The 17,788-nt window shown below is 66.7% G+C and carries 11 protein-coding genes; 6 read left to right on the top strand and 5 right to left on the bottom strand.

Translation table 11 applies throughout. The features are described from left to right. Positions 1–4 precede the first annotated feature (4 nt). Positions 5–1,636, bottom strand: a complete 1,632-nt coding sequence (locus AC07M7_RS11080) for a TldD/PmbA family protein (RefSeq protein WP_495207390.1) — start codon at positions 1,634–1,636, stop codon at positions 5–7. A gap of 805 nt (positions 1,637–2,441) precedes the next feature. Between AC07M7_RS11080 and AC07M7_RS11075 the strand changes: the two genes are divergently transcribed. Continuing rightward, positions 2,442–2,978, top strand: coding sequence for an adenine phosphoribosyltransferase (locus AC07M7_RS11075; RefSeq protein ID WP_136640089.1), 537 nt, complete (start codon positions 2,442–2,444; stop codon positions 2,976–2,978). A 173-nt stretch (positions 2,979–3,151) separates the two neighbouring features. On the opposite strand, the gene dbpA is transcribed toward AC07M7_RS11075, so the two are convergent. Continuing rightward, complete coding sequence (dbpA, locus tag AC07M7_RS11070; protein ID WP_495207389.1) at positions 3,152–4,528, bottom strand: ATP-dependent RNA helicase DbpA; 1,377 nt, start codon at positions 4,526–4,528, stop codon at positions 3,152–3,154. 85 nt (positions 4,529–4,613) lie between these two features. After that, positions 4,614–5,693 carry a YeiH family protein gene (locus AC07M7_RS11065; protein ID WP_495207388.1) on the bottom strand — a complete coding sequence of 360 codons (1,080 nt, stop codon included), beginning with the start codon at positions 5,691–5,693 and terminating at the stop codon, positions 4,614–4,616. A 102-nt stretch (positions 5,694–5,795) separates the two neighbouring features. On the opposite strand from AC07M7_RS11065, the gene AC07M7_RS11060 reads away from it, so the two are divergent. Further along, entirely contained in the window at positions 5,796–6,671 is an 876-nt protein-coding gene (locus AC07M7_RS11060; protein WP_136639472.1) for a LysR family transcriptional regulator, read from the top strand. A gap of 233 nt (positions 6,672–6,904) precedes the next feature. After that, positions 6,905–8,788, top strand: coding sequence for an ATP-binding cassette domain-containing protein (locus tag AC07M7_RS11055; protein ID WP_046983818.1), 1,884 nt, complete (start codon positions 6,905–6,907; stop codon positions 8,786–8,788). Between the two features lie 169 nt (positions 8,789–8,957). Here AC07M7_RS11055 and AC07M7_RS11050 read toward each other — a convergent pair whose 3' ends face one another. Together AC07M7_RS11050 and AC07M7_RS11045 are read right to left on the bottom strand one after the other, a co-directional pair. Beyond that, positions 8,958–9,419 carry a c-type cytochrome gene (locus AC07M7_RS11050; protein WP_495207387.1) on the bottom strand — a complete coding sequence of 154 codons (462 nt, stop codon included), beginning with the start codon at positions 9,417–9,419 and terminating at the stop codon, positions 8,958–8,960. Between the two features lie 9 nt (positions 9,420–9,428). Then, positions 9,429–9,818 carry a c-type cytochrome gene (locus tag AC07M7_RS11045; protein WP_428708987.1) on the bottom strand — a complete coding sequence of 130 codons (390 nt, stop codon included), beginning with the start codon at positions 9,816–9,818 and terminating at the stop codon, positions 9,429–9,431. Positions 9,819–10,024: 206 nt separating this feature from the next. On the opposite strand from AC07M7_RS11045, the gene AC07M7_RS11040 reads away from it, so the two are divergent. Genes AC07M7_RS11040 through AC07M7_RS11030 form a run of 3 tightly spaced genes read left to right on the top strand, consistent with a single transcriptional unit; the run spans position 10,025 to position 17,777 of the window. Further along, complete coding sequence (locus tag AC07M7_RS11040) at positions 10,025–11,176, top strand: efflux RND transporter periplasmic adaptor subunit (RefSeq protein ID WP_136639468.1); 1,152 nt, start codon at positions 10,025–10,027, stop codon at positions 11,174–11,176. Next, positions 11,173–14,694 carry an efflux RND transporter permease subunit gene (locus AC07M7_RS11035; RefSeq protein ID WP_495207386.1) on the top strand — a complete coding sequence of 1,174 codons (3,522 nt, stop codon included), beginning with the start codon at positions 11,173–11,175 and terminating at the stop codon, positions 14,692–14,694. Before AC07M7_RS11040 ends, AC07M7_RS11035 begins: the two co-directional genes overlap by 4 nt. Then, positions 14,691–17,777, top strand: coding sequence for an efflux RND transporter permease subunit (locus AC07M7_RS11030; RefSeq protein WP_495207385.1), 3,087 nt, complete (start codon positions 14,691–14,693; stop codon positions 17,775–17,777). Before AC07M7_RS11035 ends, AC07M7_RS11030 begins: the two co-directional genes overlap by 4 nt. Positions 17,778–17,788 lie beyond the last annotated feature (11 nt).

Here is a 17,788-nt window from a genome sequence, read left to right as displayed (position 1 = left end):
TGGCTCAAGCGCCGAGACTGCGCGCGGTGTTGATGATGTTGATGCCGTTGAAGCGGGTGGTGGACGAACCGTGCGAGACCGCCGAGACCTGGCCGGGCTGGCCCTTGCCGTCGAAGAACGAACCGCCGAGGCGGAAGTCGCGCTCGTCGCAGATCGCGGTACAGGCATTCCAGAATTCCGGCGTACGGATCTGGTAGGCCGCATCCTCGACCATGCCGGCGATCTTTCCGTCCTTGATCTGGTAGTACAGCTGGCCGCCGAACTGCGCGTTGTAGCGCTGCTGGTCGATCGAATACGAACCGCGGCCGTGGATGTAGATGCCGTTCTCCACGTCCTTGATCATGTCCTCGACGCTGAGTGGCTTCCTGCCCGGCGCCAGCGAGACATTGGCCATGCGCTGGAACTGCACGCTGGACCAGGAATCGGCATAGCTGCAGCCATGCGAAGCATTGCGGCCGAGGATGTGGGCTTCATCGCGGGTGGCCTGGTAATCGACCAGGATGCCGTCGCGCACCAGATCCCAGCGCTGGGTCTTGACGCCTTCGTCGTCGTAGCCGACCGCACCGAGGCTGCCCGGCTGGGTCTTGTCGGCGAAGAAGGTGACGATGTCGCTGCCCCAGCGGAAACCGGCATCGCGCTTGTCCAGCGTGGCGAAGCTGGTGCCGGCGTAGTTGGCTTCGTAGCCGAGCACGCGGTCCAGCTCCAGCGGGTGACCGACATTCTCATGGATGGTCAGGAACAGGTTGGACGGGTCCAGCACCAGGTCGTATTTGCCCGGCTTCACCGACGGCGCCTTCAGTTTTTCGCGCGCGTGGCGGGCGGCGGCGATGGCGTCCTCGACCGGGTCGTAGGAATCACGATAGGCGGTGATGCCGCCGGGCAGCTGCACCTTGCCGCGCGCATCGCCATCGAGGAACTCGTAGCCCATGCCCATCGGCGAGGACAGGCCTGCGCGGGTGCGGAACTTGCCGCTGGCCTTGTCGATGGCGGTGGCAGTGAACGGCAGCCAGATGCGATGTATGTCCTGGTCGATGAACGAGCCATCGCTGGAAGCGAAGTACTTCTGTTCGTTGACCAGGAACAGGGTGGAGTTGATGTAGTCGGCGCCCGCATTCAGCGCGGCGGCGTTGAGCGCCAGCAGCAACTCGACCTTGTCCTGGATCGGTACTTCCATGGCATTGCGGCGGATCGGCGTCTGCCAGCGGACCTCACCGACCGACGGCGTTGGTGCGAGTTGCACCGGCCGGGTCTGGATGCTGGCATTGGCACGGGCGATGGCCGTGGCCTGCTCGACCGCAGCGCGTACGGCGGCCTCGGTCTGCTGATGGGTAGCGGCAAAGCCCCAGGCGCCGTTGACGATCACCCGCACGCCCACGCCGGACGATTCGCGGTTGGTCACGTTGCCGACCTGATGCTCGCGGGTGATGACCGACTGGTTGAGGTAGCGGCCGATGCGCACATCGCAGTAGCTGGCCTTGGCCGTGCGCGCGGTAGCGAGGGCGACCTCGGCCAAGCGCCTGCGCAGCGCGGTGTTGACCGGGGCGAGCAACTGCTCGGCGGCGATGGCACGGGAATGCGGCAGCAGCAGGCCCGCCAGGCCCAGACCGGAAAAAGCCAGGAACTCACGTCGTTGCACAGCGTTTCTCTCTCTCGCTTGCGTGCAGCCGGCAACAGGCCGAGCCGATCACGTCAACTCCTCGACTTTCGCCAGCGCGGCGCCTCCGGGCAAGTGACTGCAGTCATGGTTGGTGGTGTTTCGGCAGGGCTTGCAGCCCTGCACCTGCTCAATGCAACGGCAACGGCCAAAGCCAGAGCCAGAGCCAGAGCGGCATTCCGTGGGTTGGCGGGGCGGTGTCGGATTGCGGGGACGCCGCAAGTACGTCCGTGTAGGCTTGGCAGCCGCATCCATGCGGCTGACACCCCGCAATCCGACACCGCCCCACCTCCGACAGATTCCCGCTGCTGTGGGTAGGTGTCGACCTTGGTCGACACGGTAGATCCACGTCATGCGTGGATGCTCTTCGTTCAATTTTCGAAATATTCGATTTCGATTGAGATTCATCCACGCATGGCGTGGATCCGCGACAGATCGCAGAAATCTGTCGAAGGCGCGGTGGGTCCGGTGGCGGGAGTGTCCGCGGCATGGATGCCGCGGCCAAGCCCCCAAGGGTGAGGGTGCTTTGCTTGCGAAGCACTGCTTCGCAAGCGCCCGAACGCACAGCCGCCAGCGGCTGGGCCGGACCGCGGAGCGGGGTTTACGGCGTCTCCCGCCACCGGACCCACCCCGCCATCCCACAGGAATCCCGCTGTTGCCGTTGCTTTTGCCGTTGCCTTGGCTTGAAGCCTCTGCAGGTGCCGGGCGCAGCCCGGCCGATACCCCTCAACAGGCAGGCGGCGCCCGGAACGGGTACCCTATGCCGCCATCAGATAGCCAATGTGACATGACCGACGCCATCGTCGCTCCGCAGTGGGCCTCCCGCCTGCGCGACATCGCCGACTTCCCCAAGCCCGGCATCCTGTTCAAGGACATCATGCCGCTGCTCGCCCATGGCGAGGACTTCCGCGGTGCTGTCACTGCCATGGCTGACCGCTGGCGCGACCAGAAGCTGGACGCGGTGGTCGGCATCGAATCGCGTGGTTTCATCCTCGGCGCCGCGATGGCGCTGGAACTGGGCGTCGGCTTCGTGCCGGTGCGCAAGCCGGGCAAGCTGCCGGGCCAGGTGCTGCGCGAGGAATACACGCTGGAATATCGCAGCGACTGCATCGAAGTGCACGCCGATGCGCTGCCGGCCGGTGCCCGCGTGGCGATCATCGACGACGTGCTGGCCACAGGTGGCACGCTGGTCGCGGCGCTGTCGCTGGTGCGCCGCCTGGACGTTGACGTGGTCGGTGCCGGCGTACTGGTCGAGCTCGACGGCCTCGGCGGCCGCGCGCGCTGGGAAACGGACCTGCCGCTGTACACCGAACTGGTGTTCTGATTAGAGGGTAGGTGCCAACCAAGGTTGGCATCTACCAGAGCGAATGGCCGGGAGCCGGTAGTTGCCAACCTTGGTTGGCAGCGCTTTTCGCGACTGGCGCCATGGACGGGCCAACCAAGGTTGGCCGCTACCAGGTCAGATCGTTGCCAACGTGGTTGGCAACGCTGCTTCAATCACATCATCCGAACGCGGAAACGACGGCCCTTGATCTTGCCGGCTTCCAGCTTCGCCACGGCCTTGTTGGCCTGCTCACGCGCGATCGCCACATAGGAGCGGGTCGGGAAGATCGCGATCTTGCCGATGAACTTGCTCGACAGGCCGGCATCACCGGTCAGTGCACCGAGGATGTCGCCCGGGCGCAGCTTGTCGGTCTTTCCGCCGTCGATACGCAGCGTGCGCATCGCGGCCTGCGGCAACTCGGCCGGGCGCGAAGTCGCCAGCGGCGTCTTCTGCCAGTCCAGCGGCTGACCCATCTGCGCTTCGATGGCTTCGGCGCGGGTCTTCTCGCGGCCCGCAACCAGGCTGATCGCCAGGCCACTGGCACCGGCACGGCCGGTACGGCCGACGCGGTGCTGGTAGCTCTCCACGTCGGTCGGCAGTTCGTAGTTGATCACCGCCGCCAGCTCTTCCACGTCCAGGCCGCGTGCGGCCACGTCGCTGGCCACCAGCACGTTGCAGCTGCGGTTGGCCAGCAACAACAAGACTTCCTCGCGGTCGCGCTGCTCCATGTCGCCGTGCAGGGCCAGTGCGGAGAACCCGAACTGCTGCAGCGAGTTGGCCACTTCGTCCACGTCCTTGCGGGTGTTGCAGAACACCACCGCCGATTCCGGCGTGTACTTCAGCAGCAGGCCGGCCAGCGCCTTCTGGCGATGTGCCGGTTCCACCTCGCAGAACATGTGGCGGATGGCCGGTGCCTGGTCGGCGCCTTCCACGGTCACTTCCACTGCCTCGCGCAGCAGGTCACGCGCCATGGTGCGGATGCTGTCCGGGAAGGTGGCCGAGAACAGCAGGCTCTGGCGGTCCTTGTGGGTCCGGCCGGCGATCTCGCGGATCGGCTCCTCGAAGCCCATGTCGAGCATGCGGTCGGCTTCATCCAGCACCAGCGTGCGCACCGCGCCCAGATTCAGCGCGCGCTTGCGTGCCAGCTCCTGCACACGGCCAGGCGTGCCGACCAGCACGTGCGGGTCGTGGCCTTCCAGCGAAGCCAGCTGCGGACCCAGCGGCACACCGCCGACCAGCAGCAACAGCTTCAGGTTGGGGATGCCGGTGGCCAGCTTGCGGATCTGCTTGCCGACCTGGTCGGCCAGTTCGCGGGTCGGGCACAGCACCAGCGCCTGTACGCGGATCAGGCTGGGGTCGATCGCCTGCAGCAGGCCCAGGCCGAAGGCGGCGGTCTTGCCGCTGCCGGTCGGGGCCTGGGCGATCACATCGCGGCCATCAAGAATGGCGGGCAGGCTCTGCGCCTGGATCGGCGTGAGGGTGGTATAGCCGAGGGCATCCAGGCCGGGCTGCAGGGCCGGGCTCAGCGGCAGGGTCGAGAAGTCAGTCATGGCGCATTGTACCCGTCCGCGCGGCCGCTCCCTGCCCCAGGGCCTTCATCCATGTGGGTGCCGACCTTGGTCGGCACTCTCCTGCTCAGCCCAGCGCGGCCAGTACGCCCTGGTGGATCGCCAGCCCACCGAACAGCAGCCAGGCGAACAGGATCAGCGCCAGCAGCAGCGGCTTCAGGCCTGCCTGGCGCAGCGCCGAGACGTGGGTGGTCAGGCCCAGCGCGGCCATCGCCATCGCCAGCAGGACCGTGTCCAACTGCACCAGCGCGGCCTGCAGGCCGGCCGGCAGCAGATGCAGCGAGTTGAACCCGGCCACCGCCACGAAACCGAAGGCGAACCACGGCACCACGATGCGCGCCTTGCTGCCGTCGGCGCTGGCCTTGCCGCCACGCGCCAGCCACAGCGACAGCGCCACCAGGAACGGTGCCAGCAGCATCACCCGCACCATCTTGGTGATCACTGCGGTATCGGCCGCCGCTTCGTTGACCGCGCGGCCAGCCGCCACTACCTGTGCCACTTCATGCACCGTCGCACCGGTGAACAGGCCGTACTGCTGCGCGTCCATCGCCAGCCAGCCGTGCGACTGCACCAGCGCATACAGGGCGGGATACAGGAACATCGCCAGCGTGCCGAACACCACCACTGTCGACACCGCCACCGTGACCTGCGCAGCACGGCCGCGCACCACCGGTTCGGCGGCCATCACCGCCGCCGCGCCGCAGATCGCGCTGCCGGCACCGATCAGCATCGCCGCCTCGCGTTCCATCTTGAACACGCGCATGCCCAGCCAGCAGGCCAGTCCGAAGGTGCTGGCGACCACCAGCACGTCCATCAGCACGCCAGTGACGCCAACATGGCCGATGTCCTGGAAGGTCAGGCGCAGGCCGTACAGCACGATGCCGGCGCGCAGCAGCCAGTGCTTGGAGAAGCCGACACCGGCCGCACTGCTCGGTGCCAACCGCGGGTACAAGGTGTTGCCGACCACGATTCCGGCGACGATGGCCACGGTCAGCGCACTCAGCCCGTGCGCCTGCAGCCAGGGCAGCTCGGCCAGATACAGTGACGCCGCCGCGATCAGGCCCACCAGCAGCAGGCCGGGCAGACGCGGTTGCCAGCGTTGGCGCAGGGCGGGCAGGGACCAGGGGGAGAGAGCGGGGGCGTTCATGGCAAGGGTAGGGCTGGAGTGATGGGGCAAGCGTGCGCCCCAGACGATGACCTGTAAAACGAATAATATGGGTGAAACCTACCCATCAAGGAGGTAAGCGCCATGCGCCTGACCTTGCGCCAGTTGCAGGTCTTCGTCGCCATCGCCGACCACGGCAGCACCACTGCTGCCGGCCAGGCCATTGCGCTTTCGCAATCGGCCAGCAGCGCCGCCCTGCAGGAGCTGGAGGCGCACTTCGGCACGCCGTTGTTCGACCGCATCGGCCGCCGCCTGGCCCTGAACGGCCACGGCCGCGCACTGCTGGAGCCGGCGCGCACGCTACTGGTCAACGCCGCCGATCTGGAGCGGCAGCTGGCTGCCGGCGGCGACCCGTCGCAGGGTGCACCGCTGCGGCTGGTGCTGGCCGCCAGTACCACCATCGGCAACTACCTGCTGCCGCCGCGCATCGCCGAACTGCTGCGCCAGGCGCCGCAGGCCGAAGTCGACCTGCGTATCGACAACAGTGCCGGCGTGGTCGCTGCCGTGCAGCGCCTGGATGTGGACGCCGGCCTGATCGAAGGCCCGTGCCATGAGCGCGGCCTGCAGGTCACCGCTTGGCAGCAGGACCCGCTGGTGATCGTGGCCGCCGCCGACGTTGCCGCGCGCTGGTCGCTGGATGAACTGCGCCGCGCCCGCTGGTTGCTGCGCGAACCGGGCTCCGGCACCCGCGAAGCGGTGGAGCAGGCCTTGTTGCCGCACCTGCGCGGCTTCGCCCAGACCCTGCAGCTGGGCAATACCGAAGCGATCAAGCAAGCCGCCATCGCCGGGCTGGGTCTGGCCTGTCTTTCGCGTCATGCGCTGGAAGAGCCGCTGGCCCTCGGCCGCCTGCGCGTGCTCGAGACTCCGCTGCCTGCCCTGCAGCGCACCCTGTGGCTGGTACGTCACCCCGGCAAGCAATGGCTGCCGGGGTTGCAGGCGTTGCTGGGGGAGGTGGGGTAAGCCATCAGATTCCCAGTCGATTCCATCCATCGACACTTCTTGTAGTGCTCATCCACGCATGGCGTAGATCTACCGTGTCGACCAAGGTCGACACCCACCAGAGCAGAATACCGTCCCGCCTCCCACAGGAAACCAGCTTCTGCCGTTGCCGTTGAGGTTGCCGGCCAGCGGCCGGCACTACCGCGGGTGCCGGGTGCAACCCGACCGACGCCCCCAACCGGTACAATGGCCGGATGCCTCTGATTACCCTACAGAACGTCGACTTCAGCGTCGGCGGCCCGTTGTTGCTGGAAAAGGCCGAACTGTCGATCGAGCCGGGCGAACGCATCGCCCTGATCGGCCGCAACGGCGCCGGCAAATCCACCCTGCTCAAGCTGCTGTCCGGCGACCACAAGCCCGATGACGGCGAAGTCCGTGTGCAGCAGGGCGTGCGCGTCACCCGCCTGGAGCAGGAAGTGCCGCACGGCGCCGCCGGCTCGGTATTCGACGTCGTCGCCGACGGTCTCGGCGAACTGGGCCAGTGGCTGGCCGAATTCCACCACCTCAGCCATGCCGAGGTGTTCGATGGCGAAGCGCTCGGCAACGTGCAGGCCAAGATCGACGCCGCCAACGGTTGGGGCCTGGACCAGCGCGTCAGCGAAACCCTGACCAAGCTCGATCTGGATGGCGAGGCCGAGTTCGGCCGCCTGTCCGGCGGCATGAAGCGCCGCGTGCTGCTGGCCCGCGCACTGGTGTCCAGCCCCGACGTGCTGCTGCTGGATGAACCGACCAACCACCTCGACATCGAAGCCATCGATTGGCTCGAAGCGTTCCTGAAGGGCTGGAGCGGCAGCGTGGTGTTCGTCACCCATGACCGCCGCTTCCTGCGTGCGCTGGCCACCCGCATCGTCGAGATCGACCGCGGCCAGGTCACCAGCTGGCCCGGTGACTGGGCCAACTACGAGCGCCGCCGCGAGGAACGCCTCAACGCGCAGGCGCAGGAAAACGCCCGCTTCGACAAGCTGCTGGCACAGGAAGAAGTCTGGATCCGCCAGGGCATCAAGGCCCGCCGCACCCGCGACGAAGGCCGCGTGCGCCGCCTGAAGGCGATGCGCAACGAGCGCTCCGCGCGCCGCGACCTCAGTGGCAACGTCAAGATGGAAGCGGCCCAGGGCGTCAGCTCGGGCAAGAAGGTCATCGACGTCAAGGACATTTCGTTCGCCTTCGGCGAGCGCACCATGGTCCGTGACTTCAGCACCACCATCCTGCGTGGTGACCGCATCGGCCTGATCGGCCCCAACGGCAGCGGCAAGACCACACTGCTGAAGCTGCTGCTGGGCGAACTGCAGCCGCAGAAGGGTGAAGTCAATCCCGGCACCAACCTGCAGATCGCCTATTTCGACCAGTACCGTGCGGTGCTGCGCGAAGACTGGAGCGCCATCGAGAACGTGGCCGAGGGCCGTGATTTCCTCGAGTTCAACGGCAAGCGCAAGCATGTGCATGCCTACCTGCAGGACTTCATGTTCACGCCGGAGCGCGCGCGTGCGCCGATCACCCGCCTGTCTGGCGGTGAGCGCAACCGCCTGCTGCTGGCCAAGCTGTTCGCGCAGCCGTCCAACCTGCTGGTGATGGACGAACCGACCAACGACCTCGACGTGGAAACCCTGGAGTTGCTGGAAGAGCTGCTGGGCGAGTACACCGGCACGCTGCTGCTGGTCAGCCATGACCGTGACTTCATTGACAACGTGGTGACCTCCACGCTGGTGATGGAAGGCGACGGCGTGATCGGTGAGTACGTGGGTGGCTACAGCGACTGGCAGCGGTACGCCAGCAGCATTGCCGCCGCGCCGACGGCGGTGGCTGCCGCCAAGCCGGCCGCCGCCGCACCTGCTGCAGCGGCCGCTACGCCGGCAGCGCCCAAGCGCAAGCTGGCCTACAAGGAAGCGCGCGAGCTGGAGCAGCTGCCGAAGACCATCGAGAAGCTGGAGGGCGACGTCGAAGGGCTGACCTCGGCGATGAACGACCCGTCGTTCTACACCCGCAGCAGCGCTGAAGTGACCGCGCACACCCAGCAGCTGGCCAAGGTGCAGGCCGAGCTGGATGCGGCCTACGCGCGCTGGGAAGAGCTGGAAGGCTGAGTATCGGTCGGCGCCAGCGGTTGCGCCGATTGATGTAGAGCCGAGCCCACGCTCGGCTCAGTAGATCCACGCCATGCGTGGATATCCGGACCCGTGCGGACCAACGGTCCGCACCCACCAATCAACGGTCCGTGCGGACCAAGGTCCGCACCCACCGGGGCGCCGGCGGTCATTTGACCCCGTGCAGATCCCGCAGCTGGCTCGGCCGGCTGCCGAAGTACGCCGCCAGATCGGCAATGTCCTGATCGCTCAGGTCCTTCGCTTGTGGCGTCATCAGCGCATGCTGGCGGTCACCGGCGCGGTAGGCCTGCAGCGCATGCGCCAGGTAGTCACCGTACTGCCCACCCAGCTTCGGATAGGTCGCATCGATCGGCGCGTTGCCGTCGGCGCCGTGGCAGTCGATGCAGCTCTGGTTGGTGGCCTTGCTCTTCACCTTGGCGCGGGCCGCGCCCGCGGCCTCGCGGCCCGGCGGCAGGCCGGCGGAGGATGAAGACCCGTGTTCGCCGCTGGCATGGCCCGGGTCGGCGGCGGATTTCTCGCTGTTTTCCACCTGCGACTGTGAACAGGCGGCCAGCAGCAGGGCAACGGACAGGGCGATGGCGTGACGCATCGGATGCGCGGCTTTCGACATGGGCGGGCCTTACTTGACGGTGGACAGGTAAACAGAGAGATCGGCGATCTCCTGTTCGCTGAAACTCATCGACTGCGCCTGCATCGTCGGATGCCTGCGCTTGCCCTGCCGGTACTCGGTCAGGGCCTGGGCCAGGTACTGCTGGGTCTGGCCGCCGATTTTCGGCACCCGGTAGCTGGGGTAGGCGTTCTTGTAGCCGGTGATGCCGTGGCACCCCTGGCAGGTATAGGCCAGTACCCGGCCATTGTCGAAATTGCCGGTGGGAGCGGTGGCCTGCGGCGTGGCGGCGGGCGCCTGAGCCGGGGCGGGTGTGGCAGGAGCAGGAGCGGGCTGTGCGGCGGCCCCGAGGGGCAGGAGGACGGCCAGAGCGAGACAAGCGGCGAGCGGCTGCGGGCGCATGGTGTCGTTTCCGGGGATTCGGGTCTGGTCGTTCCGGCGTGGGGTACGGAACGACCCGAGTATAGCCTCAGGTTTCATCTAGCTGAAATGGGGGGCGGGCCGACCAGCGGCACGAAGGCACCATGACCTTTGGGATATGGTGTTGCCGTGAAGTGGTGCATTACTTTGCTACCACACCTGTCCACGCATCCTCCAGGGATCTGACGATGTCGCACCCAACCCTCCTGTCCGGCCGTCGCAGCGGAATCTGCGCTGCCGCACTGCTGATCTCCTCCTCCCTGCTGCTGGGCGGTTGCGCCGCAGGGCCTAATTCCGAAGCCAAGGCCGCCGAGACCAAGGAGGAGAAGAAGGTCGACGCGGTTCCGGTCGAGGTGGCCGTGGCCAGCCATCGCGCGGTCGCCGCCAGCTACACCGGCACTGCTGCGCTGGAGCCGCGCGCCGAATCGCAGGTGGTCGCCAAGACCTCCGGCGTGGCGCTGGCGGTGCTGGTCGAAGAGGGACAGCGGGTGAGCGCTGGCCAGCCGCTGGTGCGGCTGGACCCGGACCGTGCGCGCCTGGCCGTGGCGCAGAGCGAAGCGCAGATGCGCAAGCTGGAAAACAACTACCAGCGCGCGCAGAAACTGGTCGGCCAGCAGATGGTCAGCGCCGCCGATGTCGACCAGTTGCGCTACGACCTGGAAAACGTGCGCGCGCAGTACCGCCTGGCCACGCTGGAACTGTCCTACACCACCGTGGTCGCACCGATTTCCGGCGTGATCGCCTCGCGCTCGATCAAGACCGGCAACTTCGTGCAGATCAACACGCCGATCTTCCGCATCGTCGACAACTCGCGGCTGGAAGCCACCCTCAACGTGCCCGAGCGCGAGCTGGCCACCTTGCGCGCCGGCCAGCCGGTGACGCTGGCCGCCGACGCGCTGCCGGGGCAGAGCTTCACCGGTACGGTCGATCGCATCGCGCCGGTGGTGGATTCGGGCAGTGGCACGTTTCGCGTGGTCAGCGCCTTCGACGGCGCCGCGCACGCGCTGCAGCCCGGCATGTTCGGTCGCATCCGCATCGATTACGACCAGCGTGCCGATGCGCTCGTGGTGCCGCGCTTGGCGCTCCTCGACGACGGTGAACCGGCGGTGTTCCGGGTGCGCGAAGGCAAGGTCGCACGCGTTCCGGTCAAGCTGGGTTACGCCGAGGGCCCGTGGGTGGAGATCCGTGATGGCCTGGCGGCCGGTGATCAGGTGGTCACCGCCGGCAAGGTCGCCCTGCGCGACGGCACCGCGGTGCAGGTGATCGCCGATCCGAAGGCAAAGGCGAAGACGGTCGCAACGGCTGCCAAGCCGGCGGACAAGGCCGGGAGCAAGCAATGACCGCCCCGGGCCACGAACACGGTGCCTCGCCGGCGAGCGACGGCGCCGCCGCCGGCATGCGCGGCGGCCTGGTGGAATTCGCCACCCGCCGCCGCGTGACCATCGCCATGTGCACGGTCACCCTGCTGCTGTTCGGCGTGATCGCGCTGGGCAACCTCAAGGTCAACCTGCTGCCGGACCTGAGCTATCCGACGCTGACCGTGCGCACCGAATACACCGGCGCGGCACCGACCGAAATCGAAACCCTGATCACCCAGCCGGTTGAGGAAGCGGTCGGCGTGGTCAAGAACCTGCGCAAGCTGAAATCGGTCTCGCGCACCGGCCAGAGCGATGTGGTGCTGGAGTTCGCCTGGGGCACCAACATGGACCAGGCCAGCCTGGAGGTTCGCGACAAGATGGAGGCGCTGAATCTGCCACTGGAGGCCAAGGCCCCGGTGCTGCTGCGCTTCAATCCGTCCACCGAGCCGATCATGCGCCTGGTGCTGTCGAGCAAGGACGCGCCGGCCACCGATGCCGATGCGATCCGCGAGCTGACCGGCCTGCGCCGCTATGCCGATGAAGACCTGAAAAAGAAGCTGGAGCCGGTCACCGGCGTGGCGGCGGTCAAGGTCGGCGGCGGCCTGGAAGACGAGATCCAGGTCGACATCGACCAGCAGAAGCTTGCCCAGCTGAACCTGCCCATCGACACCGTCATCAAGCGCCTGAAGGACGAGAACATCAACATCTCCGGCGGCCGCCTGGAGGAGGGTTCGCAGCGCTTCCTGGTGCGTACCGTCAACCAGTTCGCTGATCTGGAAGAGATCCGCAACCTGCTGGTCACCACCCAGGCGTCGAACGGCAGCGCGGCTGACTCGGCGTTGCAGCAGATGTTCAACATCGCGGCGTCGACCGGTTCGGCGGCGGCCATCGCGGCGGCCTCGGCGGCGCAGAGCGCATCGTCCGGTGGTGGCTCCAGCGTGGTTGCCAACGGTGTGCCGGTTCGCCTGAAGGACGTGGCCACCGTGCGCCAGGGCTACAAGGAACGCGAAGCGGTGATCCGCCTGGGCGGCAAGGAATCGGTGGAACTGGCGATCTACAAGGAAGGCGACGCCAATACCGTGTCCACCGCCGAAGCGCTGCGCAAGCGCCTGGAGCAGATCAAGGGCACGTTCCCGTCCGATGTTGAACTGACCACCATTGAAGACCAGTCGCGCTTCATCGAGCACGCCATCGCCGACGTCAAGAAGGACGCGGTGATCGGTGGCCTGCTGGCGATCCTGATCATCTTCCTGTTCCTGCGCGACGGCTGGAGCACGTTCGTGATCAGCCTGTCGTTGCCGGTCTCGATCATCGCCACGTTCTTCTTCATGGGCCAGCTCGGCCTCAGCTTGAACGTGATGTCGCTGGGCGGCCTGGCACTGGCCACCGGCCTGGTGGTGGATGACTCCATCGTGGTGCTGGAGAGCATCGCCAAGGCCCGCGAGCGTGGCCTGGGCATCCTGCAGGCGGCCATCGTCGGTACCCGCGAAGTGAGCATGGCGGTGGTCGCCTCCACCCTGACCACCATCGCGGTGTTCCTGCCGCTGGTGTTCGTCGAGGGCATCGCCGGCCAGCTGTTCCGCGACCAGGCATTGACCGTGGCGATCGCCATCGCGATCTCGCTGCTGGTGTCGATGACCCTGATCCCGATGCTGAGCTCGCTGAAGGGACGGCCGCCGCTGGCGTTCCCGGAAGAGGCGCCGAACGCACCGTGGCAGCCGCAGAACCGCTGGCAGAAGCCGGTCGCGCTGGGCCGCCGTGGCGTGGTCGCGACCGCGCGCTGGAGCTTCTACGCACTGGCCTGGCTGGTGGTGCGGGTATGGCGTGGCGTGGTGGCCGTGGTGGGTCCGGTGATGCGCAAGGCCAGCGATCTGGCGATGAAGCCCTATGCCGGTGCCGAGCGTGGCTACCTGCGCCTGCTGCCGAGCGCGCTGGCGCATCCGGGCAAGGTACTGGGCGTAGCTTCGATCATCTTCGTGGCGACCATGGCGCTGGTGCCGATGCTCGGTGCCGACCTGATCCCGCAGCTGGCGCAGGACCGTTTCGAAATGACGGTGAAGCTGCCGGCCGGCACGCCGCTGAAGCAGACTGATGCACTGGTACGCGAGCTGCAGCTGGCACACGGCAAGGGCCAGGGCGTGGCTTCGCTGTACGGTGTCAGCGGCAGCGGCACCCGCCTGGATGCCAGCCCCACCGAGAGCGGCGAGAACATCGGCAAGCTGACCGTGGTGATGGAAGGCGGCGGCAACGCGCGTACCGAAGCGGAGATCACCGAGCGCCTGCGTGACACCATGGGCCAGCATCCGGGTGCACAGGTCGACTTCGCACGGCCGGCGTTGTTCAGCTTCTCCACGCCGCTGGAAATCGAGTTGCGCGGGCAGGACATGGCAACCCTGGAAGTGGCCGGCCAGCGCCTGGCGGCGATGCTGCGCGGCAACGCGCACTACGCCGATGTGAAGTCGACCGTGGAAGAGGGCTTCCCGGAAATCCAGATCCGCTTCGACCAGGAACGCGCAGGTGCGCTGGGCCTGACCACGCGCCAGATCGCCGATGTGGTGGTGAAGAAGGTGCGCGGCGACGTCGCCACCCGCTACAGCTTCCGTGACCGCAAGATCGACGTGCTGGTGCGTGCACAGGAAGGTGATCGTGCCAGCGTGGACAGCATCCGTCGGCTGATCGTCAACCCGGGCAGCACCCGTCCGGTCACATTGGACGCGGTGGCCGATGTGGTCGCCACCACCGGCCCCAGCGAGATCCACCGTGCCGACCAGACCCGGGTGGCGGTGGTGTCGGCCAACCTGCGCGACATCGATCTTGGCGCGGCCATGCGCGAAGTGCAGCAGATGGTGTCGGAACAGCCGCTGGGCGCAGGCGTCGGCCTGCATATCGGTGGCCAGGGTGAGGAGCTGGCGCAGGCGGCGAAGTCGCTGATCTTCGCCTTCGGCCTGGCGATCTTCCTGGTCTACCTGGTGATGGCCTCGCAGTTCGAATCGCTGCTGCACCCGTTCGTGATCCTGTTCACCATCCCGCTGGCGCTGGTCGGCGCCATCCTGGCGCTGATGCTGACCGGGAAGCCCATTTCGGTGGTGGTGTTCATCGGCCTGATCCTGCTGGTCGGCCTGGTCACCAAGAACGCGATCATCCTGATCGACAAGGTCAACCAGCTGCGCGAGGCCGGCGTGGCCAAGCACGAGGCGCTGGTGGAAGGTGCCCGCTCACGCCTGCGGCCGATCATCATGACCACGCTGTGCACGCTGTTCGGCTTCCTGCCGCTGGCGGTGGCGATGGGCGAGGGTGCGGAAGTGCGTGCACCGATGGCGATCACCGTGATCGGCGGCCTGCTGGTGTCGACCCTGCTGACCCTGCTGGTCATTCCGGTGGTGTATGACCTGATGGACCGTCGCGGCGATGTGTATTACCGCGAACGTGGCCGCAAGCATGCCGGCGGGATCGAGCCGGGTGCAGCGGGCAGCGCGGCGGGTGCGGAGGAACCGGCATGAGTGTTGCCGAGTTCTCCATCCGCCGTCCGGTCACCACCATCATGTGTTTCGTGTCGCTGGTGGTGATCGGCCTGATCGCCTCGTTCCGGCTGCCGCTGGAAGCATTGCCGGACATCTCGGCACCGTTCCTGTTCGTGCAGATCCCGTACACCGGCTCGACACCGGAGGAAGTGGAGCGGACCATCATCCGCCCGGTGGAGGAATCGCTGGCGACGATGACCGGCATCAAGCGCATGCGCTCGTCGGCCACCTCCGAGGCGGCGCTGATCTACATCGAGTTCAGCGACTGGGACCGCGACATTGCGATTGCCGCTTCCGATGCGCGCGAGCGCATCGATGCGATCCGCAGCGACCTGCCCGACGACCTGCAGCGCTACAACGTGTTCAAGTGGTCCAGCAGTGACCAGCCGGTGCTGAAGGTGCGCCTGGCCAGTACCACCGATCTGACCACTGCCTATGACATGCTCGACCGCGAGTTCAAGCGGCGCATCGAGCGCATTCCCGGCGTGGCCCGTGTCGACATCACCGGCGCGCCGCCGAACGAGGTGGAGATCGCCATCGATCCGAACCGGCTCAACGCGCATGGGCTGAGCATCAACGAGCTGAGCGAGCGCCTGCGCACGCTGAATTTCTCGATCTCGGCCGGACAGATCGACGACAACGGCCAGCGCGTGCGCGTGCAGCCGGTGGGCGAAATCACCGACCTGCAGGAAATGCGCGACCTGGTGATCAACGCCAAGGGCCTGCGCCTGGGTGACATCGCCGAGATACGGCTGAAGCCGGCGCGCATGAGCTATGGACGCCGCCTGGACGGCAACCCGGCGGTCGGCCTGGACATCTTCAAGGAGCGCAGCGCCAATCTGGTGGAGGTTTCGCGCGCGGCGCTGGCCGAGGTCGAGGCAATTCGCGGGGAGGCGTCGATGCGCGACGTGCAGATCAAGGTGATCGACAACCAGGGCAAGGCGGTGACCTCCTCGTTGCTGGAACTGGCCGAGGCCGGCGGCGTCGGCCTGATCCTGTCGGTGACCGTGCTGTTCTTCTTCCTGCGCCACTGGCCATCCACGCTGATGGTGACCCTGGCCATTCCGATCTGCTTCACCATCACCCTGGGGTTCATGTACTTCGTCGGGGTGACGTTGAACATCCTGACCATGATGGGCCTGCTGCTGGCGGTCGGCATGCTGGTCGACAACGCCGTGGTGGTGGTGGAGAGCATCTACCAGGAACGCGAGCGCATGCCCGGGCAGCCACGGCTGGCCTCGATCATCGGCACCCGCAACGTGGCCATCGCGCTCAGCGCCGGTACCCTGTGCCATTGCATCGTATTCGTACCGAACCTGTTCGGCGAGACCAACAACATCAGCATCTTCATGGCGCAGATCGCGATCACCATCTCGGTCTCGCTGCTGGCCTCGTGGCTGGTGGCAGTCAGCCTGATCCCGATGCTGTCCGCGCGCATGACCACGCCGAAGCTGGTGCATTCGAAGACCGGCCTGATCGCGCGCCTGCAGCGCCGTTACGCACAGCTGCTGGACTGGTCACTGCGCCACCGCGGCTGGAGCCTGCTCGGCATCCTGCTGGTGGTGCTGGTCAGCCTGGTGCCGATGAAGCTGACCAAGATCGATATGTTCGGCGGCGAAGGCGGCAAGGACATCTTCATCGGCTACATGTGGAAGGGCGCCTATACCTACCGGCAGATGTCCGAGGAAGTGGCACGGGTGGAGAGCTGGATCGACCAGAACCGCGAACGCCTGCACGTGAAGCAGGTGTACTCCTGGTACAGCGAGCAGGAAGGCAGCTCGACCGTGGTCACCCTCGACGAGAAGTACGCCAAGGACATCAAAGCGCTGCAGGAAGAGCTGCGCAAGGGGCTGCCGAAGTCGGCCCGCACCGATTATTTCGTCGGCAACCAAGGGGGCGACGGCGGCGGTGGTGGCAATCAGGGCGTACAGGTGCAGCTGGTCGGCGACTCCAGTTCGATGCTGCAGGAGATCGGCCAGGAAGTGGTGCCGCTGCTGGCCCAGCGTGCCGAGCTGCGCGACGTGCGCATCGACAACGGCGAGAAGGGCGGTGAACTGAAGGTGCGCGTTGACCGCGAGCGCGCTGCGGCGTTCGGCTTCAATGCCGAGCAGGTGGCCAGCTTCGTCGGCCTCGCACTGCGCGGTGCGCCGATGCGCGAGTTCCGTCGTGGTGACAACGAAGTACCGGTATGGGTGCGCTTCGCCGGTGCCGAACAGAGCAGCCCCGAGGATCTGGCCGGCTTCAGCGTACGTACCGGCGATGGCCGCAGCGTGCCGCTGCTGAGCCTGGTCAGTGTCGACGTCGGTTCGTCGGCCACCCAGATCGGCCGTACCAACCGCCAGACCACGTTGACCATCAAGGCCAACCTGGCCGAGAAGGTCACCGCGCCGGACGGCCGCAAGGCCATGGAATCGGTGCTCAAGCCGATGAACTTCCCGGCCGGCTATGGCTTCACCTTCGATGGCGGTGACTACGGCAACGACGACGAAGCGATGCAGCAGATGGTGTTCAACCTGCTGATCGCACTGGTGATGATCTACGTGGTGATGGCTGCGGTATTCGAGTCGCTGTTGTTCCCGGCGGCGATCATGAGTGGGGTGCTGTTCTCGATCTTCGGCGTGTTCTGGCTGTTCTGGATCACCGGTACCTCGTTCGGAATCATGTCCTTCATCGGCATCCTGGTGCTGATGGGCGTGGTGGTGAACAACGGCATCGTGATGATCGAGCACATCAACAACCTGCGGCGCGGCGGCATGGGCCGAACGCAGGCACTGGTTGAAGGCTCGCGCGAGCGGTTGCGCCCGATCATGATGACCATGGGCACGGCGATCCTGGCGATGGTGCCGATCTCGCTGACCAATACGCAGATGTTCGGCAACGGCCCGGAGTACGCGCCGATGGCGCGCGCGATCGCCGGTGGCCTGGCGTTCTCGACGGTGGTCAGCCTGCTGTTCCTGCCGACCATCTATGCGGTGCTGGATGACCTGCGCAGTGCGGTCACGCGACTGATCCGGCGCGCCCGCGGTCTGGAGATGGTAGAGCCGGGCGCTGCCCGGCTGTAATGCACGACAAC

It is taken from the genome of Stenotrophomonas sp. GW821-FHT09E08 (assembly GCF_059416125.1).
This window is presented reverse-complemented; position numbering and strand designations above follow the sequence as displayed.

What these genes read in the sequence shown, in the direction of transcription:
- AC07M7_RS11055 (WP_046983818.1), top strand. Translation starts at nt 6,905, where the DNA reads ATGCCTCTGATTACCCTACAGAACGTCGACTTCAGCGTCGGCGGCCCG.
- AC07M7_RS11075 (WP_136640089.1), top strand. Translation starts at nt 2,442, where the DNA reads ATGACCGACGCCATCGTCGCTCCGCAGTGGGCCTCCCGCCTGCGCGAC.
- dbpA (WP_495207389.1), bottom strand. Translation starts at nt 4,528, where the DNA reads ATGACTGACTTCTCGACCCTGCCGCTGAGCCCGGCCCTGCAGCCCGGC.
- AC07M7_RS11040 (WP_136639468.1), top strand. Translation starts at nt 10,025, where the DNA reads ATGTCGCACCCAACCCTCCTGTCCGGCCGTCGCAGCGGAATCTGCGCT.
- AC07M7_RS11045 (WP_428708987.1), bottom strand. Translation starts at nt 9,818, where the DNA reads ATGCGCCCGCAGCCGCTCGCCGCTTGTCTCGCTCTGGCCGTCCTCCTG.
- AC07M7_RS11035 (WP_495207386.1), top strand. Translation starts at nt 11,173, where the DNA reads ATGACCGCCCCGGGCCACGAACACGGTGCCTCGCCGGCGAGCGACGGC.
- AC07M7_RS11065 (WP_495207388.1), bottom strand. Translation starts at nt 5,693, where the DNA reads ATGAACGCCCCCGCTCTCTCCCCCTGGTCCCTGCCCGCCCTGCGCCAA.
- AC07M7_RS11060 (WP_136639472.1), top strand. Translation starts at nt 5,796, where the DNA reads ATGCGCCTGACCTTGCGCCAGTTGCAGGTCTTCGTCGCCATCGCCGAC.
- AC07M7_RS11030 (WP_495207385.1), top strand. Translation starts at nt 14,691, where the DNA reads ATGAGTGTTGCCGAGTTCTCCATCCGCCGTCCGGTCACCACCATCATG.
- AC07M7_RS11050 (WP_495207387.1), bottom strand. Translation starts at nt 9,419, where the DNA reads ATGTCGAAAGCCGCGCATCCGATGCGTCACGCCATCGCCCTGTCCGTT.